We start from the raw sequence: 13,258 nt of genomic DNA, 5'->3' as shown, positions 1-13,258 counted from the left end.
GCCTGTCGGACAATGCGTGCATGAGTACCCCGCCCCGCCCTCCGCAGCAATACGAAGATTTCATGCGCCATGTGTTTGAACATGGCGTTCACAAGAGTGACCGCACCGGCACCGGCACGCGCAGCGTGTTCGGGCACCAGATGCGCTTCGACCTCAACCAGGGCTTCCCGCTGGTGACGACGAAGAAGGTGCATCTGAAGTCCATCGTGCTGGAACTGCTGTGGTTCCTGCGCGGCGACAGCAACGCCCGCTGGCTGCAGGAGCGCGGCGTGACGATCTGGAACGAATGGGCGCGAGAGGACGGTGACCTGGGGCCGGTGTACGGCGTGCAGTGGCGCTCTTGGCCGACGCCGGACGGCGGCCACATCGACCAGATCGCCGAGGTGGTGAAGCAGCTGAAGACCAACCCGGACAGCCGCCGCATCATCGTCAGCGCCTGGAACGTGGCCGAGCTGTCCAAGATGGCGCTCATGCCCTGCCATGCGTTCTTCCAGTTCTATGTGGCCGACGGCAAACTGAGCTGCCAGCTCTACCAGCGCAGCGCAGACATCTTCCTGGGTGTGCCCTTCAACATCGCGAGCTACGCGCTGCTGACGATGATGCTGGCCCAGCAGTGTGACCTGCAGCTCGGCGACTTCGTCTGGACGGGCGGCGACTGCCACATCTACGACAACCACGTGGAGCAGGTGCAGACCCAGCTCGCCCGCGAGCCCCGGCCCTACCCCGCCATGACGATCAAGCGCCGGCCGGCGTCGATCTTCGACTACGAGTTCGAGGACTTCGAGCTGAGCAGCTACGCCCCCCATCCGGCGATCAAGGCGCCCGTCGCGGTATGAGCTTCATCACTTTGGTGGCGGCGGTCGCGAAAGACGGCGCCATCGGGCGCGACAACGCCCTGCTGTGGCACATCCCTGAGGACATGGCTCGCTTCAAGGCGCTGACCATGGGCAAGCCCGTCGTCATGGGCCGCAAGACCTGGGACTCGATTCCGGCCAGGTTTCGCCCCCTGCCTGGGCGGCGCAACCTCGTCGTCAGCCGCAGCATCGGCGAGTTACCTGGCGCCGAGGTCTTCGCCAGCCTGGACGCCGCCCTCGCCGCCTGCGCGACCGAGCCAGAGACCTGCGTCATCGGCGGCGGCGAGATCTATGCCCTGGCCTTGCCGCGGGCTGACAAGCTGGCGCTGACCGAGGTGGATGTCGTCTACCCTGATGCGGACAGGCATTTCCCGGCCTGGCCGCGCGATCAATTCATCGAAGCCCACCGCGAGACGCGCACGAGCGTGAACGGCATGGCCTTCGATTTCGTCGATTACCTACGCAAGGAATAGAACCATGTCCGGAAAAGGCTTCCATGTCCACGGCCCCCACGAGCACGAGCTGGAGCACGCTGCCCAGCACGAGCCCAAGGGCTTTGCCGGCAAGCTCGCCGTCATCACGGCCATCCTGGCCACGGTCGGCGCCTTCTTTTCCTACACCGGTGGCGTGACCCAGATCAACGCGGCCCTGTACAAGAACGACGCGGCCATCAAGAAGACTGAAGCCAGCAACCAGTGGGCCTTCTACCAGGCCAAGAGCAGCAAGCAGAACCTGTCGGAACTGGCCCTGGACCTGAGCAGCAACGAGGAACAGAAGGCCAAGTACCGCGACAAGATCGCGCGCTACGAGAAGGAAAAGGCCGAGATCAAGGCCAACGCCGAAAAGCTGGAGGAAGAGTCCAAGCATTTCGAGCATGAAAGCGCCGAGCAGATCCATCTGCACCACCGCTGGGCTCAGGCGACGACGGCCTTGCAGGTGTCCATCGCGCTAGCCGCCATCACGCTGCTGACCAAGAAGCGCTGGATGGAATGGGCCACCATCGTCGCCGGCAGCATTGGCATCGTGCTGGGCGGCCTGGCGGCCTCGCACATCTGACGCAGCCGGAATGAAAGGCCGGCAAGCTGGCCAGGGGCGTCAGAGCTTGTAGCTCAACGAGATCGCGAAGTTGCGCGGCGCGTTGTAGATGGCACCGTACGCGAGGCCGCCGATGGCCTTCTTGTCGAACAGGTTGTTGACGTTGAAGCGCACCGTGGCGGCCTTGTTCAGCTCGTAGGCGGCGAAGGCATTGGCCACCAGGTAGGCGTCCTGCCTGGCGCTGCCCACCTTGCTCACGTCATCCTGCCAGCGGCCGCCAACACCCAGGCGCAAGGCCGGCAGCACGGCCAGGCGGGTGTCGACGCGGAAGTTCACCGTGTTGCGTGGCACCCATTCGTAGATGTCGGTGCCATCGGGGCCGGTCAGGTTGAGGTGGGTGTAGCCCAGCGTCAGCCGGGTGTCCTTGCCGACGCGGCCGGTGGCTTCGAACTCGAAGCCCTTGGACTTCACGTCCTTGCCTTCGTACCAGTACTGGCCGTCCAGCTTGGTGCCCGTGCCGCTGATGATGCCGCCATAGGTCGCCAGGCCATCCTGCTTGGCGCTGAATACGGCCAAGGTGGTCAGCAGGGCCTTGTTCAGCCACTCGGCCTTCACGCCAACTTCGGTGTTCACGCCCTTCATCGGCGCCAGGTACTCGCCCTTCTTGTCGGTCTGGTCCTGGTTCTGGAAGATGTCCGAATAGGAGACATAGCCGAGCACGTCCGGCGTGAAGTCGTAGGTCAGGCCCGCGTAGGGGCTGACTTCCTTGGTGTCTGGATAAGCAGTGTTGGTGGCCGCGTTGCCGTAGATAGACGCACCGCTGCGCTCCAGGCGCACGGCGTTCAGGCCGACGATGCCCTTGAGCGAGTCGGTCAGCGCCAGGCGCGAGGCGGCGTACAGACGGGTCAGCTTCTGTTCGCCGCGGGTGCTTGGCTCACGCGGGCCCCATTGCGGTTCCGTGTAGGCATCGCCGCCGTAGGGGAAGGCCGGCAGCGGATCAAGCATGTGGGTCTGCGCGGCGAAGGTGTCCACCGACGTCTTCTCGCGCGACTGCGTCACGCCCACCAGCAGGCTGTGCTTGCGGCCGAAGGCTGAGAACTCGCCGGACAGGTTGGCGTCCAGCACGCGGTTGTCGCCGCTGCCCTCGCTGCGGTAGGGCCAGCCGACCAGGCCGGTGTTGTCCGGGTTGAGCACGCCGGTCTGAGAGTAGGCGTAGAGCAGCCGCGTCGACTCGTTGCCATGGCGGGCGTTGTAGGTCAGCTTGGCTTCCCAGTCGGGGCTCAGGCGATGGGCGTACTCGATGAAGGCGTTGTAGGACTTGTTGTTCCAGTAGGTCCACTTCTGCGAGGTGGACGAGCCCGCATCGAAGTCGGCCTGCGTGCCGTTGGAGCGCAGCAGCGTCAGCGAGCCCCACATCGGCGAGTCCTGCTTGGCGTCAACCGCCGTGACGCCCACGGTCAGCACGCCGTCGCTGCCGATCTGGCCGTCGACCACGCCGTAGACGGACGTGCGCTTGTCGTGCAGATCGCGCAGGTGCGAGTCCTTGTCCTCGTGCGCCACCACCAGGCGGCCGGCCCAGGCGCCGTCCTCGGTCAGCACCTTGTTGTAGTCCAGCGCCACGCGCTTCTGGCCGTAGGAGCCGAGGGTTACGTCGAACTCGCTGCCGTCCTGGTTCTTGGGGCGCTTGCGGATGTAGTTGATCGTTCCCGATGCGTTGCCGACGCCCGTCAGCAGGCCATTGGCGCCACGGATCAGCTCGATGCGATCGAACAGGAAGGTGTCTTCCCGGCCGACGACCGTGCCCCAGGAATTGGTCATGCCCAGGCCGTCCATCTGGGTCAGCTGGATCTCGAAGCCGCGCGCGTTGAAGGTCGCCCGGTTGGTTTCGTACTGCTCGACGTTGATGCCGGTGGCCAGGCCCAGGGCCTCGTTGCTGCCCGTGAGGCCGAAGTCGGCCATCTCGTCCTGGTCGATCCGGCTGATGGTCTGCGGCGTGTCCTTCAGCTCCATCGGCAGGCCGGTAGCGCCCTTGGAGATGCGGTTGGCGCGCTTGCCGGTAACGACGACGGCTTCGATCTGCTGGGTCTGGGCTTGGGCCTGGGCATTGCCCAACATGGCGCTGGCCGCAAGGGCACACGCGCTCAGCACGAATTTGTTCTGCATGGATAAACCTGACGGGAGGGCGGCGCAGCTTGGCGATGCCAGCGGCGTGCCGGCTGCGCCCCGGAGTTGGCGGGGGACTGTCCGTTCAACTATAAATGCAAACGCGAATGAGTCGCATGTAGATTCGCATAAAATGCTGGACTAGCGCCGCCCCTGCCGCAGGGATGGCCTCCAGGAGATCGCATGTCTGCTCACTTCCGCCGCGTCTGGGCCTGGCCCATTGCGCTGGCAGCCCTCACCGCCTCCGGGCTCATCAGCGCCCTCGTCTCCGACAACTGGGGCGACGCCTGGGCCTGGGTCGCCCTGGGGCTGCCCGTGGTCGTCATGGCGCGATACAGCTTCGCGGGGAAGCGGGCATGACGGCGCGCACCCTGCGGGTCTGGGCCTGGCTGCACAAGTGGAGCAGCCTGGTCTGCACCCTCTTCATGCTGCTGCTGTGCCTGACCGGCCTGCCGCTGATCTTCATGCACGAGATCGCTCACCTGACCGGCAAGGCCGTCGAGTTGCCGGACCCAACCGCCAAGGCCAGCCTGTCCACGTTGGATACCGTCATCGCCGCCGGCCGCGCCCGCCACCCTGAGCGTGTCGTGCAGTACGTGTCGCCCGACGAGGAGGACGCGCGCCTGTGGTACGTCACGCTGACGCCCACGCCCGACCCGACCGACGACTACCGCTCCGTCGCCGTGGACGGCCGCAGCGCCACGGTGCTGGCCGAGCCGCGCTTCGACGAAGGCTTCATGTACTGGATGGCGCGGCTGCACATCGACCTCTTCGCCGGCCTGCCCGGCAAGCTCTTCCTCGGCCTGATGGGCCTGCTGCTGGTGATCGCCATCGTTTCGGGCGTGGTGCTCTACGCGCCTTTCATGCGCAAGCTGGACTTCGGCACCGTGCGCCAGGCCAGCGGCCCGCGCACGCGCTGGCTGGACCTGCACAACCTGCTCGGCATCGTCACGCTGGTGTGGGCCCTGGTCGTGGGCGCCACCGGCGTCATCAACACCTGGGCAGACCTGCTTATCAAGTACTGGCAGTACGACCAGCTCACCGCACTGCTCGCGCCCTACAAGGGCCAACCCCTCGTGCCCGAGGCGGAGCGCGCACCGCTGCAGCACGCGCTGGCCGCAGCCCAGGCCCAGGCGCCCGACAGCAAGCTGAGCTTCATCGCCTTCCCCGGCACCGCCTTCTCCAGCCCGCATCACGTCACCTTCTTCATGAAGGGCAACACGCCGCTGACGGCCAAGCTGCTCAAGCCCGTGCTGGTGGACGCGCGCAGCGCGCAGGTAACGGCTGCACCCGACTTGCCCTGGTACCTGACGGCGCTGCTGGTGTCGCAGCCGCTGCACTTCGGCGACTACGGTGGCATGCCGATGAAGATCATCTGGGCGCTGCTCGACGTGGCGACCATCATCGTCCTCGGCAGCGGCCTGTACCTGTGGCTGAAAAAGCGCCGCCAGGTCGCCGCGCGGGCGCCCTCCCCTGGCCCTGACGACATCCCGGTGGGCACCGCCCGCGCCGGCCAGTGATGCGAGACCCTGTCTGGCGTGGCGCCGTGGAATGGGCCGTCGTACTCGCCGCGGTCGTGGCTGTCTACGTGTTCATCCCGTTCACGCCATGAGCGCCGCTACGATGCCCGTCCATGCTCCACCGCATCGACGAAGAGATCAGCTTCCGCAAGCTGGAGATCCTGCTGGCTTTCATGGAAAGCGGCAGCCTCGCGCGCGCGGCGGAGCGGCTGGGCGTCAGCACGGTCAGCGTGCACCGCGCCTTGCACTCGCTGGAGACCGGCACACGCTGCAGCCTGTTCAGGCTTGAAGGCCGCAACCTGCAGCCCAACGATGCGGCCCACGCACTGGCCGACGTGGCCCGTGAGGTGCTGCAGACCATGGCCCACGGCATCCGCGCCACGCGCGAGATCGCCGGCTACGCGGCCGACCGCATCCGCATCGGCTCGCTCTACTCGCTGACCAGCGGCACCGTGCCCGCCCTCATCATGGCGCTGCGCCTGCGCAAGCCCGACATCCAGACCGAGCTGGTGCTGGGCTCCAACAGCGACCTGCTGCGCAAGCTGCGCGACGGCGTGGTGGACGCGACGGTGATGGGCTTCCCGGAGGGCGCAGCCGACGTCGAATCCCAACTGCTGTTCGAGGACGAGATCTTCTTCGCCGCGCCGGTCGACTCGCCCTACGCGAAGCAGACCGAGGTCGACCTCGGCGCCTGCGCCGACGAGCGCTTCGTGTCCCTCAACGAGGGCTATGTGACGCACGACCGCTTCGTCGACGCCTTCCACGTCGCCGGCTTCGAGCCCAACGTGGCGATGACGACCAACGACATCTTCTCGTTGATGAACCTGGTGGGCGGCGGCATCGGCTGCACGCTGCTTCCCGGCCGCGTGCGCGGCGTGCTGCCGCGCAATGTCTGCCTGGTGCCGCTGGCGGCGCGCTACCGCATGCGCCAGAAGATCAGCGTCATCTTCCTGCGCACGCGGGAGCGTGACCCCAACCTGCTGTCGCTGCTGGCCGCCTGCCGCAGTCACTCGGCGGAGTTGGAAGCCGCCAAGGGTTAACCCACGACCGTTGCAGCGGGCGTAAACGTCGCCCGGTGAGGTTGATTGATCGCCAGAGGGGCCGCTTCCACACTGCGGCCGCATACCGCCACCCATGGCGGACCCTGGAGACAAACCATGACCCTGACTCGACGCCAATGGATGGCGGCCACTGCCGCTGCCACCGCCACCGCCGGCTGGACCGACGCTTTCGCCCAGGCGGGCAGCCTGAAGATCTCGCACCAGTTCCCGAGCGGCTCGCTCACCGAAGGTGACTTCCGCGACCGGCTGTGCCGCAAGTTCGCCGCCGAGGTCGAGAAGCGCACCAGCGGCGCACTCAAGGCCTCGGTCTACCCGGGCTCGTCGCTGATGAAGACCAACGCGCAGTTCTCGGCCATGCGCAAGGGCGCGCTGGACATGAGCCTGGTGCCGCTGTCCTATGCCGGCGGCGAGGTGGCCGAGACCAACGCCGGCCTGATGCCCGCCCTGGTGCCCAGCTATGAGCAGGGCGCGGCGTGGAAGACGGCCGAGGTCGGCAAGCTGCTGTCCAAGGTGCTGGACGACAAGGGCGTCATCATCGTCAGCTGGGTCTGGCAGGCCGGCGGCGTGGCCAGCCGCGCGCGGCCGCTGGTAACGCCGGACGACGCCAAGGGCCTGAAGGTGCGTGGCGGCAGCCGCGAGATGGACATGATGCTGAAGCAGGCAGGCGCCTCCGTCATCACCCTGCCCTCTAACGAGATCTACGCGGCCATGCAGACCGGCGCGATGGACGCGGCGATGACGTCCTCCACCAGCTTCATTTCCTTCAAGCTCGAGGAGATCGCCAAGCACCTGACCTCCGGCCGCCAGCACACCTACTGGTTCATGTTCGAACCGCTGATGATCTCCAAGGAGGTCTTCAACAAGCTGCCCAAGGCGCAGCAGGACGTGGTGATGGCCGTGGGTGCCGAGCTGGAAGTCTTTGCCCGCGACGCCGCCAAGGCCGACGACAAGACCGCCGCCGACATCTACGCCAAGGCCGGCGCCAAGGTCTACGACATCGACGAGCCGACGCTGAAGAAGTGGCAGGCCATCGCACGCGACACCGCGTGGAAGGACTTTGGCGAGAAGAACGAGTCGTGCGCCGCCATCCTCAAGGCCGCGCAGAAGCTGCTGTGAGCACGCCATGAGCCACGGTTTTGAAATGCAGCCGGCGGCGGTGGCCGGCATCGACCCCGACACGCCCGCCCTGCTGCGGCCCGTCGCGCGCGGGCTGAACTTCATCAACCACGCCATGGTGGTGCTCGGCATGCTGGCCCTGCTGGTGGCCTCGGCCGTGCTCACCTACAGCGTCTTCTCGCGCTACCTGCTGAAGGCGTCCACCGACTGGCAGGACGAGGCCGCTGTGTTCTGCCTGGTCGGCGCCACCTTTCTGTGCGGCGCCTTCGTGCAGGGCCTGCGCGGGCATGTCGGCATCGAAGCCATGGCCGGCCTGCTGCCGCGCTCGGTCAACCGCCTGCGCCTGATGCTGGTCGACCTGATGTGCACGGCCTTCTGCGCCTTCTTCGCGTGGAAGTCCTGGACGCTGTTCCACGAGGCCTGGGCAGAGGGCCAGACCACGTCGTCCTCCTGGGCGCCGCCACTGTGGATTCCCTATGGCCTGATGGCCCTGGGCATGACGCTGCTGAGCCTGCAACTGCTGGTGCAGCTCACGGCCCGCATCAACGGCCTCTTCAAACCCACGCAAGGAGTCGCAGCATGAGCATGCTCGCCCTCGGCTCGCTGTTCGGCGTCGTCACGCTGCTGTTCATGTTCTCGGGCGCGCCGATCGCGTTCGCGCTCGGCAGCGTCGCGGTGCTGTTCATGGCCATCTTCATGCCGGCCTCGGCGCTGGACACCGTCACGCAGAACGTCTACGAGGAGATGGCCAGCATCACGCTGCTCTCCATCCCGCTGTTCATCCTGAAGGGCGCGGCCATCGGCAAATCACGCGCCGGGCAGGACTTGTACGCGGCCATGCACGTGTGGATGGGCCGCATTCCCGGCGGCCTGGGCATTGCCAACGTGTTCGCCTGCGCGCTGTTCGCCGCCATGGCCGGCTCCAGCCCGGCCACCTGCTCGGCCATCGGCAGCGCCGGCATCCCGGAGATGCGCAAACGCGGCTACTCGCCCGGTTTCGCGGCCGGCATCATCGCGGCCGGCGGCACCCTGGGCATCCTGCTGCCGCCGTCGATCACGATGATCCTGTACGCGGTGGCGGCCGAGCAGTCGCTGGGCCGGCTCTTCCTGGCCGGCATCATGCCGGGCGTGCTGCTGGTGGGGCTGTTCGCCGGTTATGCCGCGCTGCGCTACCGCAAGGAGTACGCGCTGGCCGAGGCCGAATACAAGCGCACCGGTGCCGCCTCTGCGCTGCTGGCCAACGAGACCTTCACGAACCGCCAGAAGTTCGAGATGCTGCCGCGCGTCGTGCCCTTCGTGCTGCTGCTGATCGGCGTGATGGTGGCGCTGTACGGCGGGTTCGCGACGCCGTCTGAAACCGCCGGCCTGGGCGCCCTGCTGGCCCTGCTTCTGATCGCCGTCATCTACGGCGTGTGGCGCCCCAAGGACGTGGCCCCCATCCTCACGTCGACGCTGAAGGAGTCGACCATGCTGATGTTCATCATCGGCATGTCGCTGCTGTTCTCGTACGTGATGAGCTATCTGCACATCAGCCAGGCGGCGGCGGAGTGGATCGTCGGCATGCACCTGTCCAAGTGGGTGCTGCTGGCGGCCGTGCTGCTGATGGTGATCCTGCTGGGCTTCTTCCTGCCGCCGGTCAGCATCATCCTGATGACCGCGCCCATCATCCTGCCACCGCTCAAGGCCGCGGGGTTCGACCTGATCTGGTTCGGCATCCTGATGACCATCGTCATGGAGACCGGCCTCATCCACCCACCGGTGGGGCTGAACATCTTCGTCATCAAGAACATCGCGCCCGACATCGACCTGCGCGACATCATCTGGGGCGTGCTGCCCTTCGTCATCCTGATGCTGCTGGCGGTGCTGCTGATCTGCATCTTCCCGGGCATTGCCACTGGGTTGCCCGACATGGTCATGGGCGCCGTCGCCACGGCGCACTGAGGAGCACACGATGAACGCTCCTGCCTGGAACCTGCGCGACCGCCAGCGCCGCGAGCGCCTGGCCCGCGCGGCCGAGGCCCTCGGCACGCGGCTGCAGGGCCGGCGCGTCGCCACCGATGCGGTGGTGGCGCTGCTGGAAGCCGTGCTGCAACCCGGCGACCGCGTCTGCCTGGAAGGCAACAACCAGAAGCAGGCCGACTTCCTCGCGCAGTCGCTCACCCAGGTGGACCCACAACGCGTGCGCGACCTGCACATGGTGCAGTCGGTGCTCGCGCTGCCCGAACACCTGGACGTGTTCGAGAGCGGCATCGCGAAGCGGCTGGACTTCAGCTTCTCCGGCCCGCAGGGCACGCGACTGGCCAAGCTGGTGGCAAGCGGTGGCATCGAGATCGGCGCCATCCACACCTACCTCGAACTGTTCGCCCGCTACTTTGTCGACCTGACGCCCAAGGTCGCGCTGGTGGCAGCGCATGCTGCTGACGCGCAAGGCAACCTCTACACCGGCCCCAACACCGAGGACACGCCGGCCATCGTCGAGGCCACAGCCTTCTCGGGCGGCATCGTCATCGCCCAGGTCAACGAGATCGTGGATGTCCTGCCGCGCATCGACATCCCGGCCGACTGGGTGGACTTCGTCGTGCCCGCGCCGCGCCCCAACCTCGTCGAGCCGCTGTTCACGCGCGACCCGGCGCAGATCAGCGAGATCCAGGTGCTGATGGCCATGATGGCCATCAAGGGCATCTATGCCGAGTACGGCGTACAGCGCCTGAACCACGGCATCGGCTTCGACACGGCCGCCATCGAGCTGCTGCTGCCCACCTACGCGGAGTCGCTGGGCCTCAAGGGCAAGATCTGCAAGCACTGGGCGCTGAACCCCCACCCTGCCCTCATTCCCGCCATCGAGGCCGGCTGGGTGGAGTCCATCCACTCCTTCGGCTCCGAGCTGGGCATGGAGGACTACATCCGTGCCCGGTCGGACGTGTTCTTCACCGGCGCCGACGGCAGCCTCCGCAGCAACCGCGCCTTCTGCCAGGCCGCCGGCCACTACGCCTGCGACCTCTTCATCGGCTCCACGCTGCAGATCGACCTGCAGGGCAACAGCTCCACGGCCACGCTCGGCCGCATCACCGGCTTTGGCGGCGCGCCGAACATGGGTGCTGACGCGCGGGGCCGCCGCCACGCCAGCCCCGCCTGGCTGAAAGCCGGCCGCGAGGCGCGCGACGGCCGGCAAGGTGCTGCGGGCACACCACGGGGCCAGAAGCTGGTCGTGCAGATGGTGGAGACCTTCCGCGAGCATATGCAGCCCGCCTTCGTCGAGCGGCTCGATGCGTGGACGCTGCAGGAGCAGGCCCATATGGCCCTGCCGCCCATCATGATCTACGGCGACGACGTGAGCCACATCCTGACCGAGGAAGGCATCGCCAACCTGCTGCTGTGCCGCAGCGACGAGGAGCGCGAGCAGGCCATCCGTGGCGTGGCCGGCTACACCGCGGTGGGCCTGGCGCGGGATGCACGCATGGTGGAGAACCTGCGCGACCGTGGCGTCATCAAGCGGCCTGCGGACCTCGGCATCGACCCGCGCGACGCCACCCGAAACCTGCTCGCCGCGCGCAGCATGCGCGACCTCGTGCGCGCCTCCGGTGGCCTCTACAGCCCGCCCAAGCGCTTTCGCAACTGGTGAGGAAACGATGACCACCCCTGGCCTCGAAACCCTGGACTACGCCTTCACCGGCACGCGGCCCGCTGGCGCCTTCACGCCCGTGCTGGTCGGCGTCGTCGGCTCCGGCAATCTCGAAGTGCTGCTGGAGCCCGCCGCAGGAAGCGACTGCCGCATCCACATCGAAACCTCGGCGCGCGGCTTCGGCACGATCTGGTCGGCCGTCGTCAGCGACTTCCACCAGCGCCACCAGCTCGCCGGCGTGCAGCTGTCCATTCACGACATGGGCGCCACTCCGGCGGTCGTCAGCCTGCGGCTGGACCAGGCCGCACAGGAGTTGCAGCCATGATCTCCTACGCGGAATGCTCGGCGCGCGAGCGGCTGGGCCTGATCGTCGACACCGGCAGCTTCCACGAATGGCTGCCGCCCGCCATGCGGCTCACCAGCCCGCATCTCGCGCAGCTTGGCGTGCCCTCTTCCTTCGACGACGGCGTGGCCATCGGCCGCGCAAAGCTGGCAGGAAATGAAATCTTTGTCGCCGCGCAGGAAGGCCAGTTCATGGGCGGCGGCGTGGGCGAGGTGCATGGCGCCAAGCTCGTTGGCCTGCTCAAGCGCGCCCTGCGCGACAAGCCGCGCGCCGTGCTGCTGCTGGCCGAATCCGGTGGCGTGCGGCTGCACGAGGCCAATGCAGGGCTGATCGCCGTCTCGGAGGTCATGCGTGCGCTGCTCGACGTGCGCGCGGCCGGCATCCCGGTCATCGTGCTGATCGGCGGGGCCAACGGCTGCTTTGGCGGCATGGGCATCGTCGCGCGCTGCGCCGACCACATCGTCATGAGCGACCTGGGCCGCCTGGCCATGTCGGGCCCCGAGGTCATCGAGGCCTCGCATGGCGTCGAGGAATTCGACTCACGCGACCGCGCGCTGGTGTGGCGCACCACCGGCGGAAAGCACCGCTGGTTGAGCGGCGATTGCGATGTACTCGTCGAGGACGACGTCACCGCCTTCCGTGAGGCTGCCATCGCAGCACTGGATTCGGGTCGACCGGTCACGCTCGACTTGCTGGAAGCCGAGCACACGCGGCTGGCCGCCAGGCTGGCCTTCGCCGGCGCGGAGGCCATCGCGCTGTGGTCCGCGCTGGGTGTGCAAAACGCCGCCCGCGTGCCCGACCTTGACGTGGCCGGCGTGCTGGCCCTGGGAGCCCACTGATGGACTGGCAGACATTGGCAACCCAGCTCTTCGGCGCTGGCCACGGCATCGTGCGCGATGGCGACTTCCTGCGTGGCGAGGTCGAGTTCGACGGAGCGCCGCTGGCCGTCATCGGCACCACCGACCACGCACCCATCGGCGTGCAGCTCGCGCTCACCCAGGCTCGCGCCGTTCTGGACACCATGGCCCAGCACCCCCGCCGCCCCATCCTGCTGCTGATCGACACGCAAGGCCAGCAGCTGCGCCGCCGTGACGAGCTGCTGGGCATCAACCGCGCGATGGCTCACCTGGGCATGACGATCGACCTCGCCCGCCGCCGCGGCCACCGCGTGCTGGGCCTCGTCTACGACCAGGCGCTGTCCGGCGGCTTCATCACCTCCGGCCTCATCGCCGATGCCTGCGACGCGCTGCCCGAGGCCGAGATCCGCGTCATGCGCCTGCCGGCCATGGCCCGCGTTACCAAGCTGCCCGAGGCGCTGCTGGCCCAGCTGTCCGAATCCAACCCGGTGTTCGCGCCCGGCGTGGGCAACTACGTGGCCATGGGCGGTGTGCGCCGGCTCTGGCAGGGCGACCTGGCCCAGGCTCTGCGTGAGGCCCTGGCCGATGCATCGACCGAAGACCGCCGAGCCGAGGACGGTGCCGCGCGCGGCGGGCGCAAGCTCGCCGCCAGCGTCATCCAGCAGGTGCTAGACGCCGCCTGAACGC

The 13,258-nt window shown here is 67.5% G+C and carries 14 protein-coding genes; 13 read left to right on the top strand and 1 reads right to left on the bottom strand.

Features of this window, described 5'->3' with window-relative positions; genetic code table 11:
• The first annotated feature begins 20 nt into the window (after positions 1 to 20).
• The 3 genes from AC07V5_RS23145 to AC07V5_RS23135 are packed head-to-tail and all read left to right on the top strand — an operon-like array spanning position 21 to position 1,910.
• Positions 21 to 836 carry a thymidylate synthase gene (locus tag AC07V5_RS23145; protein ID WP_495118079.1) on the top strand — a complete coding sequence of 272 codons (816 nt, stop codon included), beginning with the start codon at positions 21 to 23 and terminating at the stop codon, positions 834 to 836.
• Positions 833 to 1,327, top strand: coding sequence for a dihydrofolate reductase (locus AC07V5_RS23140; RefSeq protein ID WP_495118078.1), 495 nt, complete (start codon positions 833 to 835; stop codon positions 1,325 to 1,327). Before AC07V5_RS23145 ends, AC07V5_RS23140 begins: the two co-directional genes overlap by 4 nt.
• A gap of 4 nt (positions 1,328 to 1,331) precedes the next feature.
• Positions 1,332 to 1,910 (top strand): DUF4337 domain-containing protein, encoded by a 579-nt coding sequence (locus AC07V5_RS23135; protein WP_495118077.1) that lies wholly within the window; start codon positions 1,332 to 1,334, stop codon positions 1,908 to 1,910.
• 39 nt (positions 1,911 to 1,949) lie between these two features.
• On the opposite strand, the gene AC07V5_RS23130 is transcribed toward AC07V5_RS23135, so the two are convergent.
• Positions 1,950 to 4,052, bottom strand: coding sequence for a TonB-dependent siderophore receptor (locus AC07V5_RS23130; protein ID WP_495118076.1), 2,103 nt, complete (start codon positions 4,050 to 4,052; stop codon positions 1,950 to 1,952).
• Positions 4,053 to 4,235: 183 nt separating this feature from the next.
• Between AC07V5_RS23130 and AC07V5_RS23125 the strand changes: the two genes are divergently transcribed.
• From AC07V5_RS23125 to AC07V5_RS23080, 10 genes are all read left to right on the top strand, one after another.
• Entirely contained in the window at positions 4,236 to 4,412 is a 177-nt protein-coding gene (locus tag AC07V5_RS23125) for a hypothetical protein (protein WP_495118075.1), read from the top strand.
• Positions 4,409 to 5,572, top strand: a complete 1,164-nt coding sequence (locus AC07V5_RS23120; protein ID WP_495118074.1) for a PepSY-associated TM helix domain-containing protein — start codon at positions 4,409 to 4,411, stop codon at positions 5,570 to 5,572. Before AC07V5_RS23125 ends, AC07V5_RS23120 begins: the two co-directional genes overlap by 4 nt.
• A gap of 113 nt (positions 5,573 to 5,685) precedes the next feature.
• Positions 5,686 to 6,612 (top strand): LysR family transcriptional regulator, encoded by a 927-nt coding sequence (locus AC07V5_RS23115; protein ID WP_495118073.1) that lies wholly within the window; start codon positions 5,686 to 5,688, stop codon positions 6,610 to 6,612.
• Positions 6,613 to 6,729: 117 nt separating this feature from the next.
• Positions 6,730 to 7,749 carry a TRAP transporter substrate-binding protein DctP gene (dctP, locus tag AC07V5_RS23110; protein WP_495118072.1) on the top strand — a complete coding sequence of 340 codons (1,020 nt, stop codon included), beginning with the start codon at positions 6,730 to 6,732 and terminating at the stop codon, positions 7,747 to 7,749.
• Positions 7,750 to 7,756: 7 nt separating this feature from the next.
• On the top strand, positions 7,757 to 8,332 hold the full coding sequence (locus tag AC07V5_RS23105; RefSeq protein ID WP_495118071.1) for a TRAP transporter small permease: 576 nt from the start codon (positions 7,757 to 7,759) through the stop codon (positions 8,330 to 8,332).
• A complete protein-coding gene (locus tag AC07V5_RS23100) occupies positions 8,329 to 9,690 on the top strand; it encodes a TRAP transporter large permease (protein WP_495118070.1) in 1,362 nt (453 codons plus the stop codon). The genes AC07V5_RS23105 and AC07V5_RS23100 overlap by 4 nt, the downstream gene beginning before the upstream one ends.
• Positions 9,691 to 9,700: 10 nt before the next feature.
• The gene (gene mdcA, locus AC07V5_RS23095; RefSeq protein WP_495118069.1) at positions 9,701 to 11,371 is read left to right on the top strand and encodes a malonate decarboxylase subunit alpha; all 1,671 of its coding nucleotides are present in this window, start codon (positions 9,701 to 9,703) and stop codon (positions 11,369 to 11,371) included.
• Positions 11,372 to 11,378: 7 nt separating this feature from the next.
• Positions 11,379 to 11,696, top strand: coding sequence for a malonate decarboxylase acyl carrier protein (mdcC, locus tag AC07V5_RS23090; RefSeq protein WP_495118068.1), 318 nt, complete (start codon positions 11,379 to 11,381; stop codon positions 11,694 to 11,696).
• A complete protein-coding gene (locus AC07V5_RS23085) occupies positions 11,693 to 12,553 on the top strand; it encodes a biotin-independent malonate decarboxylase subunit beta (RefSeq protein WP_495118067.1) in 861 nt (286 codons plus the stop codon). The genes mdcC and AC07V5_RS23085 overlap by 4 nt, the downstream gene beginning before the upstream one ends.
• Positions 12,553 to 13,254 (top strand): biotin-independent malonate decarboxylase subunit gamma, encoded by a 702-nt coding sequence (locus tag AC07V5_RS23080; RefSeq protein ID WP_495118066.1) that lies wholly within the window; start codon positions 12,553 to 12,555, stop codon positions 13,252 to 13,254. Before AC07V5_RS23085 ends, AC07V5_RS23080 begins: the two co-directional genes overlap by 1 nt.
• Positions 13,255 to 13,258 lie beyond the last annotated feature (4 nt).

It is taken from the genome of Roseateles sp. GW821-FHT02E12 (assembly GCF_059421665.1).
This window is presented reverse-complemented; position numbering and strand designations above follow the sequence as displayed.

What these genes read in the sequence shown, in the direction of transcription:
- AC07V5_RS23105 (WP_495118071.1), top strand. Translation starts at nt 7,757, where the DNA reads ATGAGCCACGGTTTTGAAATGCAGCCGGCGGCGGTGGCCGGCATCGAC.
- mdcA (WP_495118069.1), top strand. Translation starts at nt 9,701, where the DNA reads ATGAACGCTCCTGCCTGGAACCTGCGCGACCGCCAGCGCCGCGAGCGC.
- AC07V5_RS23115 (WP_495118073.1), top strand. Translation starts at nt 5,686, where the DNA reads ATGCTCCACCGCATCGACGAAGAGATCAGCTTCCGCAAGCTGGAGATC.
- AC07V5_RS23080 (WP_495118066.1), top strand. Translation starts at nt 12,553, where the DNA reads ATGGACTGGCAGACATTGGCAACCCAGCTCTTCGGCGCTGGCCACGGC.
- mdcC (WP_495118068.1), top strand. Translation starts at nt 11,379, where the DNA reads ATGACCACCCCTGGCCTCGAAACCCTGGACTACGCCTTCACCGGCACG.
- AC07V5_RS23135 (WP_495118077.1), top strand. Translation starts at nt 1,332, where the DNA reads ATGTCCGGAAAAGGCTTCCATGTCCACGGCCCCCACGAGCACGAGCTG.
- AC07V5_RS23100 (WP_495118070.1), top strand. Translation starts at nt 8,329, where the DNA reads ATGAGCATGCTCGCCCTCGGCTCGCTGTTCGGCGTCGTCACGCTGCTG.
- AC07V5_RS23085 (WP_495118067.1), top strand. Translation starts at nt 11,693, where the DNA reads ATGATCTCCTACGCGGAATGCTCGGCGCGCGAGCGGCTGGGCCTGATC.
- AC07V5_RS23125 (WP_495118075.1), top strand. Translation starts at nt 4,236, where the DNA reads ATGTCTGCTCACTTCCGCCGCGTCTGGGCCTGGCCCATTGCGCTGGCA.
- dctP (WP_495118072.1), top strand. Translation starts at nt 6,730, where the DNA reads ATGACCCTGACTCGACGCCAATGGATGGCGGCCACTGCCGCTGCCACC.
- AC07V5_RS23120 (WP_495118074.1), top strand. Translation starts at nt 4,409, where the DNA reads ATGACGGCGCGCACCCTGCGGGTCTGGGCCTGGCTGCACAAGTGGAGC.
- AC07V5_RS23140 (WP_495118078.1), top strand. Translation starts at nt 833, where the DNA reads ATGAGCTTCATCACTTTGGTGGCGGCGGTCGCGAAAGACGGCGCCATC.
- AC07V5_RS23145 (WP_495118079.1), top strand. Translation starts at nt 21, where the DNA reads ATGAGTACCCCGCCCCGCCCTCCGCAGCAATACGAAGATTTCATGCGC.
- AC07V5_RS23130 (WP_495118076.1), bottom strand. Translation starts at nt 4,052, where the DNA reads ATGCAGAACAAATTCGTGCTGAGCGCGTGTGCCCTTGCGGCCAGCGCC.